Source organism: Bacillus sp. YC2 (assembly GCF_019891195.1).
GTDB lineage: Bacteria > Bacillota > Bacilli > Bacillales > Bacillaceae > Bacillus.
This window is the reverse complement of record NZ_JAHXDO010000002.1, coordinates 91,342-112,782: the sequence shown is the minus strand read 5'-3', so window position 1 is coordinate 112,782 and position 21,441 is coordinate 91,342. Positions and strand designations below refer to the sequence as shown.

Here is a 21,441-nt window from a genome sequence, read left to right as displayed (position 1 = left end):
GAAAGAGGTTGAAAGATGAGCTTTTTTAAAAAATTAAAAGAGAAAATCACGAAACAGACAGACTCCGTATCTGAAAAATTTAAAGAAGGACTTGAAAAAACGAGAAACTCTTTCTCAACTAAAGTGAACGATCTCGTCTCCCGCTACCGAAAAGTTGACGAAGACTTTTTTGAAGAGCTTGAGGAATTGCTGATCAGCGCGGACGTAGGCTTTACAACAGTAATGGAGCTGATTGACGAGCTGAAAAAAGAAGTGAAGCTGAAGAATATCCAAGACCCTCAGGAAGTTCAGTCCGTTATTTCTGAAAAGCTTGTCGAGATTTATAACAGCGGCGATGAACAAATTTCTGAATTGAATATTCAGGACGGCCGCTTGAATGTCATCCTGCTTGTCGGTGTAAACGGCGTCGGAAAAACGACAACGATCGGAAAGCTTGCCCATAAGCTGAAAAACGAGGGCAAGTCAGTCGTGCTTGCTGCCGGAGACACATTCAGGGCGGGAGCGATTGAACAGCTTGAAGTATGGGGAGAACGGTCTGGCGTGCCTGTGATTAAGCAGGCTGCCGGAAGTGATCCTGCGGCGGTTATTTACGATGCCGTACATGCTGCAAAAGCGAGAGGCGCGGATGTGTTAATTTGTGATACGGCTGGCCGCCTTCAAAATAAAGTAAACTTAATGAAAGAGCTTGAAAAAGTAAAACGCGTCATTGAAAGAGAAGTGCCTGACGCGCCCCATGAGGTTCTGCTCGCTCTCGATGCGACGACAGGACAAAATGCGATGGCGCAGGCTAAAGAATTCTCCAAAGCGACAAATGTGACGGGAATCGCATTAACGAAGCTCGACGGAACCGCAAAAGGCGGAATTGTTTTGGCGATCCGTAATGAGCTCCACATTCCGGTCAAGCTGGTCGGCCTCGGCGAAAAAGTCGATGATCTCCAGCGGTTTGATGCGGAGTCGTACGTATACGGACTCTTTTCAGACTTAGTGGAAAACGCGGAAGAATAGACTGCCGGTTTCAGCCGGGGCGCAAAAAGCGCTCCGGCTTTTCGCTTACAGAAAGCCGCGGAATAAAATGAAAACGGCATAATATTCTAGAGAGAATGAAGGGATTTCGGCTGGCTTTCCATTGACAAGATAAAAACTTGACAGTTGCTTTGAAACCATGTAAACTAAGTTTTTGTAAAGGGATTTGACTTAACAAAGGGGAGAGCTCAAATGTCGCTCGAAAAAACGACGAGAATGAACTATTTGTTTGACTTTTACCAGTCGTTGTTGACGTCAAAACAAAAGAGTTATATGTCGCTTTATTATTTGGACGATTTCTCCCTTGGTGAAATAGCCGAAGAGTATGACGTTTCAAGACAAGCCGTTTACGATAACATCAAACGGACAGAAGCGATGCTTGAACAATATGAAGAAAAACTGCTCCTTTTAAAGAAGTTTCAGGAGCGTAAAGAGATGTTTACAAAGCTGAAAGAGCTTGCTTCCGGCTTGCGGGAAGAAAAAGAAATGACGGCTCTGATTGAAGCGCTTGAGAAATTAGATTAGGAGGCGGCAAACAATGGCATTTGAAGGATTAGCCGACCGACTGCAAAAGACGATTTCAAAAATCCGCGGAAAAGGAAAAGTCAGCGAACAAGACGTTAAAGAGATGATGCGTGAAGTCCGTCTTGCACTTCTTGAGGCTGACGTTAACTTTAAAGTCGTAAAGGATTTTGTGAAAAAAGTAAGTGAACGGGCCGTCGGGCAAGACGTCATGAAGAGTCTGACACCCGGACAGCAGGTTATTAAAGTTGTAAAAGAAGAGCTTACCGAGCTGATGGGCGGCGAAGAGAGCAAAATCGCCGTTGCCAAACGCCCGCCGACCGTTATTATGATGGTCGGGCTCCAAGGTGCCGGTAAAACGACAACCACGGGGAAGCTTGCCAACCTGCTGCGTAAAAAGCATAATCGCAAACCGCTGCTCGCAGCTGCGGATATCTACCGCCCCGCTGCGATCAAGCAGCTGGAAACACTGGGGAAACAGCTTGATATGCCCGTTTTTTCACTCGGCGATCAGGTCAGCCCGCTGGAAATCGCCAAACAGGCGATTGAAAAAGCGAAGGAAGAGCACTATGATTATGTGATTATAGATACCGCCGGACGCCTGCACATTGATCATGAATTGATGGATGAGCTCGCCGGCGTAAAGGAAGTTGCAAATCCTGAGGAAATTTTCCTTGTCGTAGACTCAATGACCGGTCAGGATGCGGTAAACGTTGCCAAAAGCTTCAATGATCAGCTCGGATTAACCGGTGTTGTATTGACGAAGCTTGACGGGGATACCCGCGGCGGCGCTGCGCTTTCTATCCGCGCAGTGACAAACACGCCGATTAAGTTTGCGGGATTGGGAGAAAAACTCGACGCGCTTGAAGCGTTCCATCCTGAACGGATGGCTTCCCGGATTCTCGGAATGGGTGACGTGTTAACCTTGATCGAAAAAGCTCAGGCGACAGTCGATGAAGACAAAGCCAAAGAGCTTGAACAAAAAATGAGGACGATGAGCTTCACATTGGACGACTTTTTGGAGCAGCTCGGTCAGGTCAGAAACATGGGCCCTCTTGACGAACTGCTGCAAATGATGCCCGGCGCAGGCAAAATGAAGGGCTTAAAAAACATCCAAGTGGATGAAAAACAGCTTAATCATGTAGAAGCGATCATTAAATCAATGACTGTTCTTGAAAAAGAACAGCCGGATATCATCAATGCCAGCCGGCGCAAGCGGATTGCGAAAGGAAGCGGAACATCCGTTCAGGAAGTCAACCGTCTTTTAAAGCAGTTTGAGGAAATGAAAAAAATGATGAAGCAAATGACAAACATGTCAAAAGGGAAGAAAAAAGGCTTTAAATTACCTTTTATGTAATCGGTTATACATGATAAAACCGTTGTTAAGAAAAAACACTTTACAAACACTTTTATCATTGTTAATATACTATCTTGTTGAAATATTTTCGGAGGTGCTAGTAAAATGGCAGTAAAAATTCGTTTAAAACGTATGGGAGCAAAAAAATCTCCTTTCTATCGTATTGTTGTAGCAGATTCTCGTTCACCGCGTGACGGCCGTTTCATCGAAACAGTCGGCACATACAACCCGGTTTTGAAACCGGCTGAAGTTAAAATCAACGAAGAGCTTGCTCTTAAATGGCTTCAAACAGGAGCTAAACCTTCTGACACAGTTCGCAACTTGTTCTCAAGCCAAGGAATTATGGAAAAATTCCACAACGCTAAACAAGGCAAGTAATGACTGATCAACACTTGGAAGATTTGATTGTCAGTGTTGTGGCTCCGCTTGTCGACCATCCGGAAGACATCCGGGTCACAAAAGAAGAGACCGATCAAAAGATTGCGCTTCGCTTATCTGTCAATGAGTCAGATACCGGTAAAATTATCGGAAAGCAAGGCCGGACTGCAAAAGCGATTCGAACCGTTGTTTTTGCAGCTGGCGCACAGTCTTCTAAGAAAGTTCAATTTGAGATATTTGACTAAAAGGGAGAGGGCCGGCACCTCCCCTTTTTTTACACGTAAAAAAAGCAAATGAACAGAATATGTTGGAAAAGTGGGGAGTCTGGTCCTATGCAGATTATTCACAGGGTAACCGTTATGCAGGTTCTGACCGAGCAAAGTAAGGAAAAGCTTTTAGCCTCTTTTGCAGAAAAAAAGCAAATGCTTGAACGAGAATGCAGCCAGCTCTATTTTCAGCTTAGAAAACATGAAAAAGATCAGCAGAATCCGGATGTGGCGGAATCCTTTAAAAAAGCCATTGAAAAAAGACAAGACAAAATCAAAATGATCGATTTTCAGATGAGCCAGACACACACGCTGCCGCTTGGAAGCGAAGTGAAGGAAAAGGAAATCGATGCGCTGCTGTCGATTGAAGTCGGTGATAACTGGCATGAAAAAACAGCGGCAAATACCATCGTCATAAAAGACGGGGTAGTAATTGAAATTCGCCCGAGGTGATGATATGACAAACAGATGGTTTAACGTAGGCAAAATTGTAAATACTCACGGCATTAAAGGCGAAGTGCGGGTTATTTCTAAAACGGACTTTGCCGAAGAACGGTACAAGCCCGGCAATACGCTGTATCTATTTATGGAGGGTGCGGCGGAGCCTGTAAAAGTTACGGTAAATACACACAGGCTTCATAAACAGTTTCACCTGCTGCAATTCAAAGAAAGACCGAGCTTAAACGAAGTAGAAAATTTAAAAAACGCGATCATCAAAGTTCCGGAAGAAGATCTGGGAGAGCTTGAGGAAGACGAATTTTATTTTCATGAAATCATCGGCTGCGAGGTTGTTTCAGAAGACGGAGAGCTGATCGGCACAGTCAGAGAAATTTTGACGCCGGGGGCTAATGACGTTTGGGTAGTAGCAAGAAAAGGAAAAAAAGATGCGCTCATTCCGTATATTGCTTCCGTGGTAAAGGATATTAATATAAATGAGAAGAAAATTAAGATTCATGTAATGGAAGGGTTAATAGACGAATGAAAATCGACTTTTTAACACTGTTTCCCGAGATGTTTCAAGGTGTGCTCGGCTCATCCATCCTGCTGAAAGCGCAGGAAAAAGAAGCGGTGCGCTTTGACGTCATCAATTTCCGGGCCTTTTCTGATAATAAGCACCAAACGGTTGACGATTACCCGTACGGCGGGGGCGCAGGAATGGTGTTAAAGCCTCAGCCCGTCTTTGATGCGGTTGAAAAGCTGACAGCCGACACAGACGCTAAGCCGCGCATTATTCTCGTCTGCCCGCAAGGTGAGCGCTTCACGCAGAAGAAAGCGGAGGAGCTGGCGCGCGAGGAGCATTTGATGTTTATCTGCGGCCACTATGAAGGGTATGATGAACGCATCCGGGAGCACCTCGCAACAGATGAAATCTCGATCGGAGACTTTGTGCTGACGGGAGGAGAGCTGCCTGCGATGATGATTGCCGACAGTGTTGTCAGGCTTTTGCCGGGAGTCCTCGGAAAAGAAGCGTCCCATGTGGAGGATTCCTTCAGCACGGGGCTTTTAGAGCATCCGCATTATACAAGGCCCGCAGATTATAAAGGTTTAAAAGTGCCAGATACCCTTCTTTCCGGCAACCACGCAAAGATAAAAGAGTGGCGGAATAAAGAATCGATCAGGAGAACCTTTTTAAGAAGGCCGGATCTTCTTGAAAACTATCCGCTTACTGACGAACAAAGAAAATGGATTTCTGAGTGGGAAAACGAATAGATCCTATTGCACAGGCAATGAAGTTATGATATGATACTACTTGTGGCTTAAGAGGGCTTATCCTTCAAAAGCTTGAAAACGATGTTCCGCTGTGCCGGGCAATTGTGGCTAAGAGCATCTGTTGGAAGGAGTTGAAAACGATGCAAAAACTAATTCAAGATATCACAAAAGAACAGCTTCGCACTGATCTTCCTGCGTTCCGTCCTGGTGACACTTTACGTGTACACGTAAAAGTTGTTGAGGGTAACCGTGAGCGTATCCAGATCTTTGAAGGTGTTGTGATTAAGCGTCGTGGTGGTGGAATCAGCGAAACGTTCACAGTTCGTAAGATTTCTTACGGTGTTGGCGTTGAACGTACTTTCCCTGTACACACACCAAAAATCGCGAAAATCGAAGTTGTACGTTACGGTAAAGTACGCCGTGCTAAGCTTTACTACCTGCGTGAACTTCGCGGAAAAGCGGCTCGTATTAAAGAAATCAGACGATAATGATAACGAACGAAAAGAGCTTGTTACCCGTAACAGGCTCTTTTTTTATATTAAATTTGTAAAAGCGGCATAAGCAACGTAAAATACATAAGAGATCACCGGAACTTACGGTTTCGGGAAATAAGGCAGGTGTCAGAGTCACATGACCATTCAATGGTTCCCGGGCCATATGGCTAAAGCAAGACGGGAAGTAACAGAAAAACTAAAATTAATTGATATCGTATACGAATTGGTTGACGCGAGAATCCCCATGTCATCCAGAAATCCGATGATTGAGGAGATTTTAAAAAATAAGCCGCGCATTATGCTGTTAAATAAAGCAGATAAAGCCGACGCAGCAGTGACGGCGCAGTGGAAAAACCATTTTGAACAGCAGGGCATTCCCTCTCTTTCCATCAACTCCGTCAACGGACAAGGCTTACATCAAATCGTACCATCCTCGAAGGAGCTGTTAAAGGATAAGTTCGATAAAATGAAAGCAAAAGGCATTAAGCCGAGGGCCATCCGCGCTTTAATTATCGGGATTCCGAACGTCGGAAAATCAACGCTCATCAACCGACTTGCCAAGAAGAACATTGCCAAGACAGGGGACAGACCCGGTATTACCAAATCCCAGCAGTGGGTGAAAGTGGGCAAGGAATTAGAGCTTTTAGATACGCCGGGTATTTTATGGCCTAAATTTGAAGATGAGCTCGTCGGTTTGCGCCTGGCAATCACCGGGGCGATCAAAGATTCTATCATCAATTTACAAGACGTAGCCGTTTTCGGGCTGCGCTTTCTGGAAGAGCATTATCCCGATCGTTTAAAAGAGCGCTACAGCCTTCAAGACATTCCTGAAGACATTGCTGCCCTTTTTGACGCAATCGGCGAAAAACGCGGATGTTTCATGAGCGGCGGGCTTATTGACTACGATAAAACGACAGAGGTCATCATCCGGGACATCCGGACGGAAAAGTTCGGCAGGCTGTCATTTGAAAAACCATCAGAATAAAGACGCGCAGCGATGCGGGTCTTTATTTTTTCCGCGCCGGACCGATATACATAAAGTAAGGGAGAAGAGAAAGTGAATACATTAACCGTAAAAAGCGTAAAAGAGCGCCTGCAAGAGATGAAGGACGAACGCGACCCATTCCTTGCCCAATGCGAAAAAGACCCCAGAAAAAGCGTACAGGCGCTTGCAGAGCAATGGCTGAAAAAGCATGCGAAGGAAAAAGCGCTCAAAGAGCAGTGGCTGAACATGACGGCCTACGAAAGGCTGTCCTGCAAAAAGGGTTTCCGTCTCATTGCGGGTATTGACGAAGCGGGGAGAGGGCCGCTGGCCGGACCGGTTGTCGCAGGCGCCGTCATATTGCCGGCGGAATGCGAAATCCTCGGCCTGACAGATTCAAAAAAGCTTTCCGAGAAGAAGCTGGAGGAGTATTACAGCCGGATTTCGGAAGAAGCGGTATCCATCGGAATCGGCATTGTTGACGCTTCTGTCATTGACCGGATAAACATATACGAGGCGGCAAGACTGGCGATGGTCAAGGCAGTTAATGAGCTGGAAAAAGCGCCGGATTATCTGCTTGCAGACGCAATGACGCTTCCGGTCGATATCCCGCAATCGTCTATTGTAAAAGGCGATGCGAAAAGCGTTTCGATCGCTGCCGGAGCCTGTATAGCCAAAGTGACAAGGGACCGCCTGATGGCCGAGTATGCGAAAACATACCCGATGTACGGCTTTGAGAAAAACAAAGGCTACGGAACGAAAGAACATCTTGAAGCTCTTGCGGCATACGGACCGACAACTATTCACAGAAAAACGTTCGCTCCCGTTCAATCTTATTGTTAGAAGAGGGGCTTAAGACATGAACATAAGCGGCGATATACAAACGGCGTTCAAACAGCTGATGGCAGGAAGTGCTGCCGCGCAGCAAGACGGTGATAAACAAAGCGGAACACAGAGGCTGCTTTTAGGAAAGGTTCTCCGTTTACTGGGGGATCAAAGCGCCCTCATCCAAATCGGCGGCCAAACGATACAGGGCAAGCTTGAAGCCGAAATCCGCCCGCAGGCGTACTACTGGTTTTCCTATGATAAACAGCCGGCTGAAAAAATGGGCCGCCTTCAGGTCGTTGATCGGTTTGAAGGCAGCCCTAAAACCGTTCAAGAAGCCGCCGGCAGGCTTTTAAACGCCCTTTCCATTAAACCTGACCCGGCATCTCTTCAAATCGCCGGAGCATTTATGAAAAACAAGCTGCCGATGACAGAAAACAATCTTAAAGCTGCTGTCCGCTGGGCGGAATCCCTGCCGTCCGCCGAATTGAAGAAGGCGGCAGACACAGTCGTATTCGCGCTGAAAAGGGAGCTTCCCGTTCATCCGGAGGTATTGTCAGGAATTCATGCCGTCAAATATCCGGTTCCGACCCGCCGCCTGCTGTCCCGGCTGCTTCAGGCGATCAATCAGGCTCCCCAATCGGGAAAAGAGCTTTCAGGCCTCAAGGAGGCCGTGACTGATGTATTAAACTCAGAAACTGATCTTCATGCCGAGCGCCTTTTGAAGAAGCTTGCATCGGCTGCGGATATGCCTCTTTCTGAGACAGGTCAGAAAGAAGAAGGCGAATTGTCAGCGGAGAAAAAACCATTCCCGGTCCGTGAAACGCCCGGAAATGTGAAAACCCCCGCAGACAGCAAACCAGACAAACGCGCTTTACCAAGTGTCGGGACAGGCACTGAAATACCTAAGAGAGAGGCAAAACAGCTTCTGGAGAAATTGCTGATGTCCGCTGAAAAAAACGAAAACCAGCCGGTGAAAGAAACAGCGAACATGATCAAAACCCTATTTTCTCTAGAAAAAACAGGTAAAGCACCGTCTGTTCTTCACACCGCACAGCTGACCGATCAAGAGGCAGCTGTTTTCGAAAAAGCCGTGCAGCTGACAGAACTGAAATTTGCTGAAAAGCATGACGTGCTAAGCCTTTTACAGAGGCTGAAAAAAGGATTGGGCGCCCGCGATGAATTAACATTCATTAAATCGTTTGAACAAGGCGTTTCTCCGCAAACGGCTGATAAACAATCGTTAAAGACGGCCCTCCATGCCGCCCGTTTGCTTCAAGATGTGCCGCAATCGGTTAAACAAGAGGCAGAGCCGCTTATGCACAAATTAAACGGTCAGCTTTTTATCGAACAAACCCATCCGTCCTTCACGCAGATCATGCTGTCATTTCCGCTCGGCCCGTCTGCATATGAACATGATATGACCGTTCTTTTTAAAGGACAGAAAAAGCCTGACGGAAAGCTTGATCCGTCACATTGCAGGCTGCTTTTTTTGCTGCAGCTGGAGACGTTAAAAGAAACCATCGTCGATTGTATGATTCAGCAAAATGTGATGACCATTTCTATCGAAACCGACTTTGAGCTGCAAGCGGCAATTGATCCATTCGTGCCGGGCCTGAAAGAGGCTTTAAAAGAAACGGGCTGCAGCCTGTCCGGCGTTACGGCTAAAAAAAGACGGCCTGAAGAACAAAATGCTGTGATGGAGGAGTTTATGGCAAAAAGCGGAGGGCAGGAAGTGGATGTGAAAATATGAAAGAACAAACCCCGTTAAGAAAAGCTGTCGCCCTGCATTATGACCGGCAGAAAGATAACGCTCCCAGAGTCATCGCGACAGGCAGAGGGCATGTGGCGGAAAATATCATCAAAGAAGCTGAAAAGGCGGGAGTCCCCATTCAGGAAGACAGGACTCTTGTCGAATTAATGCGCCATTTAACAGTTGACGATCAAATTCCGGAGGCGCTTTATGAAACTGTTGCTGAGATTTTTTCCTTTGTATACAGGCTCGATGAAAGTCTGAAAAACGAAAAATAAGGTACATTCATTTCCTGGACTCCGTTGAAATTTATATTTTTAATAAAATAAAAGTTAGAATGTTTGGAAGGATAGAAAGATTTTGTTTCGAACCCTAGACAATTCTTCCAGTATTATATAGAATGAAAGCGCAGTCTATTTTTAGTTTTGCTACATAAGTTAGGAGGATGGGAAATGAATATCCATGAGTACCAGGGAAAAGAAGTCCTCAGAAAATATGGGGTGTCTGTTCCTGAAGGTAAAGTGGCTTTTACAGCAGAGGAAGCAGTTGAAAAAGCAGAGAGTCTGTCAAGCTCGGTTTATGTCGTAAAGGCGCAAATCCATGCTGGCGGCCGCGGCAAAGCTGGTGGGGTAAAGATTGCAAAAACAAAAGATGAAGTGAAAGAGTATGCCGAAGAATTGTTAGGCAAAACGCTCGTCACACATCAAACGGGTCCTGAAGGACGAGTAATAAAACGCTTACTTATTGAAGAAGGCTGCGATATTAAAAAAGAATATTACGTCGGGCTTGTACTTGACCGCGCCACTTCAAGAATCGTGTTAATGGCGTCTGAAGAAGGCGGCACGGAAATTGAAGAAGTAGCGGAAAAAACACCGGAGAAAATCAAAAAAGCGGTCATTGATCCGGCTGTCGGCCTTCAAGGATATCAAGCCAGGGAAATTGCATTCGCAATTAACATCCCGAAAGAGCTTGTCGGTAAAGCCGCTAAATTTATGCTTGGCCTATATAAAGCATTTGTTGAGAAGGACTGCTCTATCGCCGAAATCAACCCTCTCGTCATAACGGGAGAAGGAAACGTCATGGCGCTGGATGCGAAGCTGAACTTCGACAGCAATGCGTTATACAGACAAAAAGACATTTTAGAATATAGAGATTTAGACGAAGAAGATCCGAAAGAAATCGAAGCGTCTAAGTACGATTTAAGCTATATCTCCCTTGATGGAAATATCGGCTGTATGGTAAACGGCGCGGGTCTTGCGATGTCTACAATGGATATCATTAAACACTACGGCGGAGAACCTGCAAACTTCCTGGATGTCGGGGGCGGCGCAACCGCTGAAAAAGTAACGGAAGCATTTAAAATCATTCTTTCCGATCAAAACGTAAAAGGGATTTTCGTCAATATTTTCGGAGGCATCATGAAGTGTGATGTCATCGCAGAGGGTGTTGTTGAAGCGACGAGACAAGTCGGATTGACATTGCCGCTGGTCGTGCGCCTTGAAGGGACAAACGTAGATTTAGGAAAGAAAATCCTGAATGAATCAGGCTTAAATATCACATCTGCGGAATCAATGGCAGACGGCGCGCAGAAAATCGTATCCTTAGTTTAGGAAAGAATGAAAGGCAGGGGACCAGATAATGAGTGTTTTTATCAATAAAGATACAAGAGTTATTGTACAGGGGATTACAGGTTCTACCGCTTTATTTCATACGAAGCAAATGCTTGAATACGGCACGAACATCGTTGGCGGGGTAACACCTGGAAAAGGCGGAACAGAAGCGGAAGGAGTGCCTGTATTTAATACGGTCGCAGAAGCTGTTCATACGACAGGCGCTAACGCGTCAGTCATCTATGTTCCGGCTCCGTTTGCGGCGGATGCAATCATGGAAGCGGTAGACGCTGAACTTGATCTAGTCATTTGCATCACTGAGCACATTCCTGTTTTGGACATGGTGAAAGTGAAGCGCTTTATGGAAGGCAAGAAAACGAGATTAATAGGACCGAACTGTCCCGGCGTTATTACGCCTGAAGAATGCAAAATCGGCATTATGCCGGGATACATTCATAAAAAGGGCCATGTAGGCGTTGTGTCCCGTTCCGGAACATTAACATACGAAGCCGTGCATCAGCTTTCAGAAGCGGGTGTAGGCCAGTCTACGGCTGTGGGAATCGGCGGAGACCCGGTCAACGGCACGAACTTTATTGACGTGTTAAAAGCGTTTAACGAAGATCCTGAGACACATGCCGTTATTATGATCGGCGAAATCGGCGGTACTGCTGAAGAGGAAGCGGCAGAGTGGGTAAAAGCCAACATGACAAAACCTGTTGTCGGCTTTATCGGCGGTAAAACCGCACCTCCTGGAAAACGCATGGGACATGCCGGCGCTATCATCTCCGGAGGAAAAGGCACAGCGGATGAAAAAGTCAAAACGATGAACGCCTGCGGTATTGAAGTAGCGGAAACACCATCTGTCATGGGGGAAACGCTGATTAAGGTGTTAAAAGAAAAAGGCTTATTTGAAACGTGCAAAACTCACTAATGATAAAAGGGGCAGCCGTAACGGCTGTTCCTATTTTTGCTGTTAAAAAAGAGGAGGTCATTTAGAGTTGGATCAAACGTCACGGAGTCTGATCATCTGCAGAATCAAACAATTCATTTCCCCGTCTCTTCTATTAAAATGGTGGAAAGCCGATTCTACACTGTCTTTTGCACGAGATCCTCATCCTTTAACCGCTTTATCAGGAGGGAAAATAGACTCTGAAGCCATTAAACTGCAAATTGAGCGTGAGAGCCCGAAGCTTGAAGGTGCTCTTTCAGATTTCCGCCGCCAAGGGATTTCAGTCATTCCGATTTCATCAAGCCGATACCCTTCATGGCTGAAAACGATTTATGATCCGCCGGCTGTGTTATTTGCAAAAGGAGATGTATCACTTCTCGAAAAAGGAAGAAAAATCGGGATTGTAGGAACGAGGAAACCGACGGAAGACGGGATAAAAGCGGTTCATCATCTTACCGCTGAACTTTCAAAAAAAGGCTGGATTGTTGTAAGCGGGCTCGCAGCAGGTATAGACGGATTGTCTCATAAGGCGAGCATCAGGGCAAAAGGGCATACGATCGGCGTAATAGCCGGCGGATTTCACCATATCTATCCCCGAGAAAATCTCCCGTTAGCAGAATACATGGCTGAACATCAGCTCCTTCTATCAGAACATCCCCCTGAAACAAAGCCTAAAAAGTGGCATTTTCCGATGAGAAACCGCATCATCAGCGGATTAAGTGAAGGAATTGTAGTTGTACAGGGAAAAGAAAAAAGCGGTTCATTAATCACGGCCTACCAAGCTCTTGAACAAGGAAGAGAAGTATTTGCCGTTCCCGGTTCCATATTTAATCCATATTCCGGAGGACCCATAAAACTGATTCAAGAAGGGGCGAAAGCTGTGTTATGCGCAGAGGATATTGACGGAGAGCTGACCGGGCAAAACGTTCAGTATACGGAACCCTTTTGAAATATCGTTTGACAAACGGCATTGTAATATTTAATAATAGTGAGGATTTAAAGTTGCACATTGATTTTCATGTATAAAATGACGTTCATCATAAAGAATGAAATGTTGAAAGCCATAAAAAGGCAGCTCTAAAATGAATTGATACTTGAGAAGAGAGAGAACACCTCTTGAGGGGGATGAAAATGTCTGATTATCTAGTTATCGTGGAATCGCCGGCTAAGGCGAAAACGATTGAACGTTATTTAGGTAAAAAATATAAAGTCAAAGCTTCAATGGGACATGTCCGGGATCTCCCGAAAAGTCAAATGGGAGTTGACATTGAACAGAACTTTGAACCGAAATATATTACGATCCGAGGAAAAGGCCCTGTTTTAAAAGAATTAAAAACAGCGGCAAAGAAAGCCAAAAAAGTCTATCTCGCGGCTGACCCCGACAGAGAAGGGGAAGCGATTGCATGGCATCTGGCCCACAGCCTTGATCTTGACCTTAGCTCTGACTGCCGGGTGGTCTTTAATGAAATAACGAAAGATGCCATTAAAGAATCATTTAAACATCCGCGCATGATCAATATGGATCTTGTCGATGCGCAGCAGGCGCGGCGCATATTAGACAGACTCGTCGGATACAAGATCAGCCCGATCCTTTGGAAAAAAGTGAAAAAAGGGCTCAGCGCGGGCCGCGTGCAATCCGTTGCGCTCCGTCTGATTATTGACCGAGAGAAAGAAATCAACGACTTTAAGCCTGAAGAATACTGGACGATTACCGGCTCGTTTTTAAAAGGCAAAGACACATTTGAAGCAGGCTTTTTCGGGAAAAACGGCAAAAAGCTTCCTTTAAAAAGCGAAGAAGACGTGAAAGCCGTTCTCGCTGAACTGAAAGGAAACAAGTATACCGTAGACAAGGTAACGAAAAAAGAACGGAAACGTAATCCCGCTCTGCCGTTTACGACGTCCACCCTTCAGCAGGAAGCGGCCCGGAAACTTAATTTCCGAGCGAAGAAAACGATGATGATCGCCCAGCAATTATATGAAGGAATTGACCTCGGCAAAGAAGGAACGGTCGGTTTAATTACGTATATGAGAACGGATTCAACCCGGATTTCAAACACGGCCGTTGATGAAGCTGCAGCCTTTATTGACCAGGCATACGGAAAAGAGTTTTTAGCCGGAAAACGCAAAGCGGCGAAGAAGAATGAAAATACACAAGACGCCCACGAAGCGATCCGCCCGACTTCCGTGCTCAGAAAACCTGCCGATTTAAAAGCCGTGCTGGGAAGAGACCAGCTCAGATTATACAAGCTGATTTGGGAACGCTTTGTCGCTAGCCAAATGGCATCTGCCGTCTTGGATACGATGAGTGTCGACCTCAGCAACAACGGATTGACATTCCGGGCTAACGGAAGTAAAGTCAAGTTCTCCGGATTTATGAAAGTTTATGTAGAGGGAAAAGACGATCAGCTTGAAGAAAAAGATCGCATGCTCCCAGATCTTAAAGAAGGAGACACGGTCTTATCAAAGGATATTGAGCCTGAACAGCACTTTACTCAGCCGCCTCCGCGCTACACAGAGGCACGCCTAGTCAAAACTCTTGAAGAGCTTGGGATCGGCCGTCCGTCAACATATGCGCCGACCCTTGACACCATCCAGCGCCGCGGTTACGTCGCACTGGACAATAAACGGTTTGTGCCGACGGAATTAGGCCAGATCGTGCTTGACCTCATCATGGAGTTTTTTCCGGAGATCATTAACGTTGAATTTACGGCCAAAATGGAAAGAGATCTTGACCATGTGGAAGACGGCCAGACGGAATGGGTACAAATCATTGACAGCTTTTATACCGATTTCGAAAAACGGGTGAAAAAAGCGGAAGCCGAGATGAAAGAAGTAGAGATAGAGCCTGAATACGCTGATGAAGACTGTGAGCTATGCGGCTCCCGAATGGTGTATAAAATGGGGCGTTACGGTAAATTCATGGCGTGCTCTAATTTTCCTGACTGCCGGAATACAAAACCAATCGTCAAACAAATCGGCGTAAAATGCCCTAAGTGCCATGAAGGAAATATTGTTGAACGAAAATCGAAAAAGAAACGCGTGTTTTACGGCTGTGACCGTTACCCTGAATGCGACTTCGTATCCTGGGACAAACCGATTGAACGAAAATGCCCGAAATGTGAAAATATGCTCGTAGAGAAAAAACTCAAAAAAGGCATACAAGTCCAATGCGTGGAATGTGATTATAAGGAAGAACCACAGAAATAGCGGTGAGCAGAGCCTTGCTCACCTTCTTTGTGTGTGTGGAGAGACAAACAACAGGAGATGAAAATAGATGAACCAGCAAACAGTCAATGTAATAGGAGCAGGCCTTGCCGGAAGTGAAGCGGCGTGGCAGCTTGCCAAACGCGGAATTCAAGTAAAACTATATGAAATGCGTCCCGTAAAGCAGACGGCGGCCCACCATACCGATAAATTTGCCGAGCTTGTGTGCAGCAACTCATTGCGTTCAAATACGCTTGCTAATGCAGTGGGCGTATTAAAGGAGGAAATGCGCGCGCTTGATTCAGCGATCATTAAAGCGGCCGATGAGTGTTCCGTACCTGCGGGAGGGGCGCTTGCCGTTGACCGCCATGAATTTGCACAAAGCGTGACGAATCTCGTGAAAAACCACCCGAACGTAACGGTTCTTCATGAAGAAGTAACAGAAATTCCGGAAGGCCCGACAATCATCGCGACGGGGCCGCTCACTTCTGAATCGCTCTCACAGCAGCTGAAAGAGCTGACCGGCGAAGACTATCTTTATTTTTATGACGCAGCGGCGCCGATTGTCGAAAAAGACAGCCTTGATATGGATAAAGTGTACTTAAAATCCCGTTATGACAAGGGTGAAGCGGCATATTTAAACTGCCCTATGACAGAGGAGGAGTTTGACCGTTTCCACGAAGCGCTGACAACGGCTGAGACGGTCCCGTTAAAAGAGTTTGAAAAAGAAATTTTCTTTGAAGGCTGCATGCCGATTGAAGTCATGGCGAAAAGAGGCAAAAAAACAATGCTTTTCGGCCCGATGAAACCGGTCGGCCTTGAAGATCCCAGAACTGGAAAGCGCCCATACGCCGTCGTTCAGCTCAGACAGGACGACGCGGCGGGAACCCTTTATAATATTGTAGGATTTCAGACACATTTGAAATGGGGAGATCAGAAAGAAGTGCTTAAATTGATCCCCGGTCTTGAAAATGTTGACATCGTCAGATACGGTGTCATGCACAGAAATACATTCATTAACTCGCCGAGTTTACTGAAGCCGACATACCAGTTCAAAAACCGGAACGACCTGTTTTTCGCAGGCCAGATGACCGGGGTGGAAGGTTATGTTGAATCTGCGGCCTCCGGTCTTGTGGCAGGCATCAACGCAGCGAAACTCGTGCTGGAGCAAGAGCTGGTCACCTTCCCGCAGGAGACGGCGATAGGCAGCATGGCTCACTATATTACGACAACCAATCAGAAGAACTTCCAGCCGATGAATGCAAACTTTGGGCTTTTAAAAGAATTGCCTGTTAAAATTAAAAACAAGAAAGAACGCAATGAAGAATACGCTAAACGGGCAATTGAGACTATTCAAACTATTTCGAAAACGGTATAGCTTTTCATTGCAACTTCAACGCATAATATGATACCATTTAAAAGCCCTTCGGAGAGGGAGGTCTTCAATAATGGCGGAGAATGTTAACTTTTTTTTAAAGTTATTCGTTGAATATTTACAAATTGAAAAAAATTATTCACAATATACTATTGTGAATTATGTTAATTCGATTGAAGAATTTGAGATGTTCCTGCATGCTCAAAATATAAATGGAATGAAAGAAGCTGCATATCATGATGTAAGGATATTTTTGACAGAAGCCTATGAAAAAGGTCTGTCAAGAAAAACAATCAGCAAAAAAATTTCAGCTTTGAGAAGCTTCTATAAATTTTTAATGAGGGAAAAGCTTGTAGAAGAGAATCCGTTTCAGCTTGTTCATCTGCCGAAACAGGAGAAACGGATTCCGAAATTTCTTTATCAAAAAGAACTTGAGGAGCTATTCGCTGTTTCTGACAAAAGCCAGCCGTCCGGGATGCGGGATCAAGCATTGCTGGAGCTTCTTTATGCGACCGGAATGAGGGTCAGTGAATGCTGTTTGCTCACTGTGAGTGATCTTGATTTGTTCATGGATACGGTGCTCGTTCACGGAAAAGGCAAAAAGCAGCGCTATATTCCGTTTGGTTCATACGCCCGGGAAGCGCTGGAGCTTTACATAAACAGCGGAAGGCAGTGCCTGCTGGAAAAAGCAAAAGAACCTCATGATGTGTTATTTGTCAATCAAAGAGGCGGCCCGCTTACAGCCAGAGGAATCCGGTATATTTTAAGCGGGCTTGTAAAAAAAGCATCCGGCACTTTACATATACACCCGCATATGCTTCGCCATACATTTGCGACCCATCTGTTAAATGAAGGGGCGGATTTAAGAAGCGTCCAGGAACTTCTGGGCCATTCCAATCTGTCTTCTACACAGATATATACGCACGTATCGAAGGAAATGCTGAGAAACACATATATGTCCCACCATCCAAGAGCTTTTAAAGAAAATTAAAAGGAGGCCCTTCTCATGTCATCTTTTCATGCGACAACGATTTTTGCCGTACAGCATAAAGGAAAAAGCGCCATGTCAGGAGACGGCCAGGTCACATTCGGTCAGGCCGTTGTCATGAAACATACCGCAAGAAAAGTGAGAAAATTGTTCAACGGAAAAGTTTTAGCCGGCTTTGCGGGATCTGTTGCAGACGCTTTCACTCTTTTTGAAATGTTTGAGGCGAAACTCGAAGAATACAACGGCAACTTAAAACGCGCGTCAGTTGAGCTTGCGAAAGAATGGCGCAGCGACAAAGTGCTGCGCAAGCTGGAAGCCATGCTGATTGTCATGAACCAGGATACCTTGCTTCTCGTATCGGGAACAGGTGAAGTCATTGAGCCGGATGACGGCATATTAGCGATCGGCTCCGGCGGCAACTATGCCCTGTCCGCCGGCCGGGCGCTTAAAACATATGCCGGCGAAAACCTGTCTGCCAGAGATATTGCCAAAGCCGCTTTGGAAATCGCGGGCGAGATTTGTGTATACACAAACGATCAAATCATTTTGGAAGAACTTGAATAGAAAGGACTTGAGGCGCATGGAAAACAAACCGTTAACACCGAGACAAATTGTAGATCGGTTAGACCAATACATTGTAGGGCAGCAAGATGCAAAAAAAGCTGTCGCCGTGGCATTAAGAAACCGCTATCGCAGAAGTCTTCTTGATGAAAAGCTGAGAGATGAGATCGTTCCTAAAAACATCCTTATGATGGGCCCTACCGGGGTGGGGAAAACAGAGATCGCCAGACGGATCGCCAAACTTACCGGTGCGCCATTTATAAAGATTGAAGCAACTAAATTTACAGAAGTCGGATATGTAGGCAGAGATGTCGAATCAATGGTCAGAGACCTTGTAGAGACGTCCGTACGGCTCATTAAGGAAGAAAAAATCAGCGAAGTAAAAGAACAGGCTGAAGAAAATGCAAACAAACGCATTGTGCGGCTTCTTGTTCCGGGAAAGAAAAAACAAACGGGTGTGAAAAATCCGTTTGAAATGCTGTTCGGAGGCAGTCAGCCGGCAAATGATGATGAATCTGAACATCAGGAAGAAGCAAGCCTTGAAGAAAAAAGAAAACGCATGGCGCATCAGCTCGCGTTAGGAGAGCTGGAAGACCATTATGTGACCGTAGAGGTGGAAGAGCAGCAGCCGTCGATGTTTGACATGCTGCAAGGCTCAGGCATGGAGCAAATGGGCATGAATATGCAGGATGCGCTGAGCAACCTGATGCCCAAAAAGAAAAAACGCCGAAAAATGACGGTCAGAGAGGCAAGGAAGGTTCTGACCAATGAAGAGGCAAGTAAACTGATTGATATGGATGAAGTAGGCCAGGAAGCCGTTTTGAGAGCTGAAGAAGGCGGCATTATCTTTATTGATGAAATAGATAAAATCGCAAAAAACGGAGGAGCTTCATCCTCTGCTGACGTATCGAGAGAAGGCGTTCAAAGGGATATCCTTCCGATTGTCGAAGGCTCTACGGTCGTCACCAAATACGGCTCCGTCAAAACCGATCATGTGCTGTTTATAGCTGCCGGAGCGTTTCATATGGCAAAACCGTCTGATCTGATTCCGGAGCTGCAGGGGCGTTTTCCGATTCGTGTAGAATTGAGCAAACTGACAGTGGATGATTTTGTGAAGATTTTGGTTGAACCCGATAACGCGCTTCTGAAACAATATCAGGCATTATTGCAGACAGAAGGTATATCTCTTGAATTTTCTGACGAAGCTATTCGTAAGATCGCAGAAGTGGCTTATCATGTGAATCAGGATACAGATAACATCGGTGCGAGAAGGCTTCATACGATATTGGAACGGCTTTTAGAGGATCTTTCTTTTGAAGCGCCGGACGTGACGATGGAAAAAGTGTCCATCACGCCGCAATACGTTGAAGAAAAGCTCGGAACGATTGCAAACAACAAAGATTTAAGTCAATTTATATTGTGAAAATTTAATAAGAGGAATTCTAGGAGGATTATTTATTATGGCTTTACTACAAAAAACACGCATTATTAACAGCATGCTGCAAGCTGCTGCAGGCAAACCCGTAAACTTTAAGGAAATGGCTGAGACTCTCCGTGACGTCATTGACGCCAATATATTCGTTGTCAGCCGCAGAGGGAAGCTTTTAGGCTATTCTATTAATCAGCAAATTGAAAATGACCGTATGAAAAAAATGCTTGAAGACCGCCAATTCCCGGAAGAGTACACAAGAAATCTGTTTAACGTTCCGGAGACATCTTCAAACCTCGATATCAACAGCGAATATACGGCATTCCCGGTCGAAAACAGAGACCTTTTCCAAGCCGGCCTAACTACGATTGTGCCGATTATCGGCGGTGGCGAGCGTCTGGGCACGCTCATCCTGTCCCGTCTGCAGGATCAATTTGAGGACGATGATCTCATTCTTGCCGAATACGGAGCAACCGTTGTAGGAATGGAGATTTTAAGGGAAAAAGCAGAAGAAATTGAAGAAGAAGCGCGAAGCAAAGCGGTCGTTCAAATGGCGATCAGCTCTCTGTCATACAGTGAGCTTGAAGCCATTGAGCACATCTTTGAAGAGCTTGACGGTAACGAAGGGCTGCTGGTCGCAAGTAAAATTGCGGACCGTGTAGGCATTACGCGTTCTGTGATCGTCAACGCGCTGAGAAAATTAGAAAGCGCCGGTGTCATTGAGTCAAGATCACTCGGAATGAAGGGGACTTATATTAAAGTCCTGAACAACAAATTCCTGGTTGAATTAGAAAATCTGAAATCTCATTAATCCAAAAGCAGGGTCCCTTGTGAAAGGGGTCCTGCTTTTTTTATGAACAATGGGTGAAAAGTTGCAGTTTAAAGTTGATTAATGACAGGTGTTCTGAGATAATCCATTTTGCTGTGCGGAAGCAGGGGAAAGATACAGAAATTCTGCTATTTTCAGGCTTATATCAAACAAATTATTGTAGGACAAATACTCTAGGACTTAATACCCACTTATAAAATAGATATAATTGAGCACTTTTTTTTAACATAACTTCATAGACTTTAAGCCTGTTATTTCTTACAATAAGCATATGGTTTTACAAATCTCGACAAGGATTTTTAGGAGAAAAACAACTGAAATGGAGGTAAGTGGATTTGGACTTATTTTCTGGAACCATACAAAATCTTGATAAAGCCTTGGGGAGAGCGAACATTAAGCAAAAAGTCATAACTGATAATATCGCCAATATAGATACACCGAACTATAAGGCAAAAAAAGTCTCTTTCCAAAATTTATTAAATCAGGAAACAACTAACCTTGAGGCTGTAAAAACCGACTATCGTCACGTTGACTTTACGGATTCAGGGACTGATTATTCAATCGTGTCCAGCGGTGACACATCGTATCAGCAAAACGGAAATAATGTGGACATTGATAAAGAGATGACAAGTTTAGCTGAGAACCAAATCAACTATCAGGCTTTGGTCGAAAGAATGAGCGGCAAATTCAATTCTCTGAAAACCGTTCTGACAGGAGGAAAATAATGAGTGCCTTTCAAAGCTTAAATATTTCAGGTTCCGCTTTAACCGCACAGCGTGTCCGGATGGACGCCGTATCGTCTAACTTGGCCAACATGGATACGACGAGAGCGAAGCAGGTTAACGGAGAGTGGGTGCCTTACAGGAGAAAACTGGTTTCCCTGCAATCCGGCGGAGAATCGTTTTCATCACTCTTAAACTCCAAGCTGAGCGGAAGCGGCAGTGTCGGAAGCGGTGTTAAGGTATCCGGTATTACGGAAGATCCATCGGATTTTAATCTCGTTTACGATCCGCAAAACCCAGATGCGAATAAAGACGGATATGTGCAAAAGCCTAATGTTGATCCGTTAAAAGAAATGGTTGACCTTGTCAGCAGCACGAGATCATATGAAGCAAATGTAACGGCAATGAATGCTTCCAAGGGCATGCTCTTGAAGGCTTTAGAAATCGGAAAGTAAGGTGATGTA

At 45.4% G+C, this 21,441-nt stretch carries 24 protein-coding genes; all 24 read left to right on the top strand.

The features are described from left to right. Positions 1-15 precede the first annotated feature (15 nt). The 24 genes from ftsY to flgC all read left to right on the top strand — a co-directional run bounded on the left by ftsY (position 16) and on the right by flgC (position 21,432). A complete protein-coding gene (gene ftsY / locus KY305_RS05555; RefSeq protein ID WP_223061714.1) occupies positions 16-1,005 on the top strand; it encodes a signal recognition particle-docking protein FtsY in 990 nt (329 codons plus the stop codon). Between the two features lie 210 nt (positions 1,006-1,215). Continuing rightward, positions 1,216-1,548: a putative DNA-binding protein gene (locus KY305_RS05550; protein ID WP_223061713.1), complete on the top strand. Its 333-nt coding sequence runs from the start codon at positions 1,216-1,218 to the stop codon at positions 1,546-1,548. A gap of 13 nt (positions 1,549-1,561) precedes the next feature. Beyond that, positions 1,562-2,902: a signal recognition particle protein gene (gene ffh / locus KY305_RS05545; RefSeq protein WP_223061712.1), complete on the top strand. Its 1,341-nt coding sequence runs from the start codon at positions 1,562-1,564 to the stop codon at positions 2,900-2,902. Between the two features lie 105 nt (positions 2,903-3,007). Then, the gene (gene rpsP, locus KY305_RS05540; RefSeq protein WP_214799356.1) at positions 3,008-3,280 is read left to right on the top strand and encodes a 30S ribosomal protein S16; all 273 of its coding nucleotides are present in this window, start codon (positions 3,008-3,010) and stop codon (positions 3,278-3,280) included. Further along, a complete protein-coding gene (locus tag KY305_RS05535; protein WP_061520497.1) occupies positions 3,280-3,525 on the top strand; it encodes a KH domain-containing protein in 246 nt (81 codons plus the stop codon). The genes rpsP and KY305_RS05535 overlap by 1 nt, the downstream gene beginning before the upstream one ends. Positions 3,526-3,612: 87 nt before the next feature. Continuing rightward, positions 3,613-3,999 carry a YlqD family protein gene (locus KY305_RS05530; protein ID WP_061520498.1) on the top strand — a complete coding sequence of 129 codons (387 nt, stop codon included), beginning with the start codon at positions 3,613-3,615 and terminating at the stop codon, positions 3,997-3,999. 4 nt (positions 4,000-4,003) lie between these two features. Continuing rightward, positions 4,004-4,528, top strand: coding sequence for a ribosome maturation factor RimM (gene rimM, locus KY305_RS05525; RefSeq protein WP_223061711.1), 525 nt, complete (start codon positions 4,004-4,006; stop codon positions 4,526-4,528). Further along, the gene (gene trmD / locus KY305_RS05520; protein ID WP_214799348.1) at positions 4,525-5,256 is read left to right on the top strand and encodes a tRNA (guanosine(37)-N1)-methyltransferase TrmD; all 732 of its coding nucleotides are present in this window, start codon (positions 4,525-4,527) and stop codon (positions 5,254-5,256) included. The genes rimM and trmD overlap by 4 nt, the downstream gene beginning before the upstream one ends. A 140-nt stretch (positions 5,257-5,396) precedes the next feature. Continuing rightward, a complete protein-coding gene (gene rplS / locus KY305_RS05515) occupies positions 5,397-5,744 on the top strand; it encodes a 50S ribosomal protein L19 (RefSeq protein ID WP_003154288.1) in 348 nt (115 codons plus the stop codon). Positions 5,745-5,886: 142 nt separating this feature from the next. After that, positions 5,887-6,735, top strand: a complete 849-nt coding sequence (ylqF, locus tag KY305_RS05510) for a ribosome biogenesis GTPase YlqF (RefSeq protein ID WP_223061710.1) — start codon at positions 5,887-5,889, stop codon at positions 6,733-6,735. Positions 6,736-6,807: 72 nt separating this feature from the next. Continuing rightward, positions 6,808-7,575: a ribonuclease HII gene (locus KY305_RS05505; RefSeq protein ID WP_223061709.1), complete on the top strand. Its 768-nt coding sequence runs from the start codon at positions 6,808-6,810 to the stop codon at positions 7,573-7,575. A 16-nt stretch (positions 7,576-7,591) separates the two neighbouring features. After that, the gene (locus KY305_RS05500) at positions 7,592-9,310 is read left to right on the top strand and encodes a glycosyl transferase (protein WP_223061708.1); all 1,719 of its coding nucleotides are present in this window, start codon (positions 7,592-7,594) and stop codon (positions 9,308-9,310) included. Continuing rightward, entirely contained in the window at positions 9,307-9,588 is a 282-nt protein-coding gene (locus KY305_RS05495) for a FlhB-like flagellar biosynthesis protein (RefSeq protein WP_223061707.1), read from the top strand. Before KY305_RS05500 ends, KY305_RS05495 begins: the two co-directional genes overlap by 4 nt. 174 nt (positions 9,589-9,762) lie before the next feature. Beyond that, complete coding sequence (sucC, locus tag KY305_RS05490) at positions 9,763-10,920, top strand: ADP-forming succinate--CoA ligase subunit beta (RefSeq protein WP_223061706.1); 1,158 nt, start codon at positions 9,763-9,765, stop codon at positions 10,918-10,920. Between the two features lie 28 nt (positions 10,921-10,948). Then, positions 10,949-11,851: a succinate--CoA ligase subunit alpha gene (gene sucD, locus KY305_RS05485; protein ID WP_214799337.1), complete on the top strand. Its 903-nt coding sequence runs from the start codon at positions 10,949-10,951 to the stop codon at positions 11,849-11,851. Positions 11,852-12,062: 211 nt separating this feature from the next. After that, positions 12,063-12,818 carry a DNA-processing protein DprA gene (dprA, locus tag KY305_RS05480; RefSeq protein WP_396021510.1) on the top strand — a complete coding sequence of 252 codons (756 nt, stop codon included), beginning with the start codon at positions 12,063-12,065 and terminating at the stop codon, positions 12,816-12,818. A 182-nt stretch (positions 12,819-13,000) separates the two neighbouring features. Beyond that, on the top strand, positions 13,001-15,076 hold the full coding sequence (topA, locus tag KY305_RS05475; protein ID WP_223061704.1) for a type I DNA topoisomerase: 2,076 nt from the start codon (positions 13,001-13,003) through the stop codon (positions 15,074-15,076). 67 nt (positions 15,077-15,143) lie between these two features. Continuing rightward, positions 15,144-16,451, top strand: a complete 1,308-nt coding sequence (gene trmFO, locus KY305_RS05470; RefSeq protein ID WP_214799331.1) for an FADH(2)-oxidizing methylenetetrahydrofolate--tRNA-(uracil(54)-C(5))-methyltransferase TrmFO — start codon at positions 15,144-15,146, stop codon at positions 16,449-16,451. A gap of 70 nt (positions 16,452-16,521) precedes the next feature. After that, the gene (gene xerC, locus KY305_RS05465) at positions 16,522-17,439 is read left to right on the top strand and encodes a tyrosine recombinase XerC (RefSeq protein ID WP_061528733.1); all 918 of its coding nucleotides are present in this window, start codon (positions 16,522-16,524) and stop codon (positions 17,437-17,439) included. 15 nt (positions 17,440-17,454) lie between these two features. Continuing rightward, complete coding sequence (gene hslV, locus KY305_RS05460) at positions 17,455-18,000, top strand: ATP-dependent protease subunit HslV (RefSeq protein WP_061528734.1); 546 nt, start codon at positions 17,455-17,457, stop codon at positions 17,998-18,000. Between the two features lie 7 nt (positions 18,001-18,007). After that, the gene (gene hslU, locus KY305_RS05455) at positions 18,008-19,420 is read left to right on the top strand and encodes an ATP-dependent protease ATPase subunit HslU (protein WP_262417618.1); all 1,413 of its coding nucleotides are present in this window, start codon (positions 18,008-18,010) and stop codon (positions 19,418-19,420) included. Between the two features lie 37 nt (positions 19,421-19,457). Further along, the gene (gene codY, locus KY305_RS05450) at positions 19,458-20,237 is read left to right on the top strand and encodes a GTP-sensing pleiotropic transcriptional regulator CodY (RefSeq protein WP_061520513.1); all 780 of its coding nucleotides are present in this window, start codon (positions 19,458-19,460) and stop codon (positions 20,235-20,237) included. Positions 20,238-20,590: 353 nt separating this feature from the next. After that, entirely contained in the window at positions 20,591-20,980 is a 390-nt protein-coding gene (gene flgB, locus KY305_RS05445; RefSeq protein ID WP_223061702.1) for a flagellar basal body rod protein FlgB, read from the top strand. Then, positions 20,980-21,432 (top strand): flagellar basal body rod protein FlgC, encoded by a 453-nt coding sequence (gene flgC, locus KY305_RS05440; protein ID WP_223061701.1) that lies wholly within the window; start codon positions 20,980-20,982, stop codon positions 21,430-21,432. The genes flgB and flgC overlap by 1 nt, the downstream gene beginning before the upstream one ends. Positions 21,433-21,441 lie beyond the last annotated feature (9 nt).

What these genes read in the sequence shown, in the direction of transcription:
- ftsY (WP_223061714.1), top strand. Translation starts at nt 16, where the DNA reads ATGAGCTTTTTTAAAAAATTAAAAGAGAAAATCACGAAACAGACAGAC.
- KY305_RS05550 (WP_223061713.1), top strand. Translation starts at nt 1,216, where the DNA reads ATGTCGCTCGAAAAAACGACGAGAATGAACTATTTGTTTGACTTTTAC.
- ffh (WP_223061712.1), top strand. Translation starts at nt 1,562, where the DNA reads ATGGCATTTGAAGGATTAGCCGACCGACTGCAAAAGACGATTTCAAAA.
- rpsP (WP_214799356.1), top strand. Translation starts at nt 3,008, where the DNA reads ATGGCAGTAAAAATTCGTTTAAAACGTATGGGAGCAAAAAAATCTCCT.
- KY305_RS05535 (WP_061520497.1), top strand. Translation starts at nt 3,280, where the DNA reads ATGACTGATCAACACTTGGAAGATTTGATTGTCAGTGTTGTGGCTCCG.
- KY305_RS05530 (WP_061520498.1), top strand. Translation starts at nt 3,613, where the DNA reads ATGCAGATTATTCACAGGGTAACCGTTATGCAGGTTCTGACCGAGCAA.
- rimM (WP_223061711.1), top strand. Translation starts at nt 4,004, where the DNA reads ATGACAAACAGATGGTTTAACGTAGGCAAAATTGTAAATACTCACGGC.
- trmD (WP_214799348.1), top strand. Translation starts at nt 4,525, where the DNA reads ATGAAAATCGACTTTTTAACACTGTTTCCCGAGATGTTTCAAGGTGTG.
- rplS (WP_003154288.1), top strand. Translation starts at nt 5,397, where the DNA reads ATGCAAAAACTAATTCAAGATATCACAAAAGAACAGCTTCGCACTGAT.
- ylqF (WP_223061710.1), top strand. Translation starts at nt 5,887, where the DNA reads ATGACCATTCAATGGTTCCCGGGCCATATGGCTAAAGCAAGACGGGAA.
- KY305_RS05500 (WP_223061708.1), top strand. Translation starts at nt 7,592, where the DNA reads ATGAACATAAGCGGCGATATACAAACGGCGTTCAAACAGCTGATGGCA.
- KY305_RS05495 (WP_223061707.1), top strand. Translation starts at nt 9,307, where the DNA reads ATGAAAGAACAAACCCCGTTAAGAAAAGCTGTCGCCCTGCATTATGAC.
- sucC (WP_223061706.1), top strand. Translation starts at nt 9,763, where the DNA reads ATGAATATCCATGAGTACCAGGGAAAAGAAGTCCTCAGAAAATATGGG.
- sucD (WP_214799337.1), top strand. Translation starts at nt 10,949, where the DNA reads ATGAGTGTTTTTATCAATAAAGATACAAGAGTTATTGTACAGGGGATT.
- topA (WP_223061704.1), top strand. Translation starts at nt 13,001, where the DNA reads ATGTCTGATTATCTAGTTATCGTGGAATCGCCGGCTAAGGCGAAAACG.
- trmFO (WP_214799331.1), top strand. Translation starts at nt 15,144, where the DNA reads ATGAACCAGCAAACAGTCAATGTAATAGGAGCAGGCCTTGCCGGAAGT.
- xerC (WP_061528733.1), top strand. Translation starts at nt 16,522, where the DNA reads ATGGCGGAGAATGTTAACTTTTTTTTAAAGTTATTCGTTGAATATTTA.
- hslV (WP_061528734.1), top strand. Translation starts at nt 17,455, where the DNA reads ATGTCATCTTTTCATGCGACAACGATTTTTGCCGTACAGCATAAAGGA.
- codY (WP_061520513.1), top strand. Translation starts at nt 19,458, where the DNA reads ATGGCTTTACTACAAAAAACACGCATTATTAACAGCATGCTGCAAGCT.
- flgC (WP_223061701.1), top strand. Translation starts at nt 20,980, where the DNA reads ATGAGTGCCTTTCAAAGCTTAAATATTTCAGGTTCCGCTTTAACCGCA.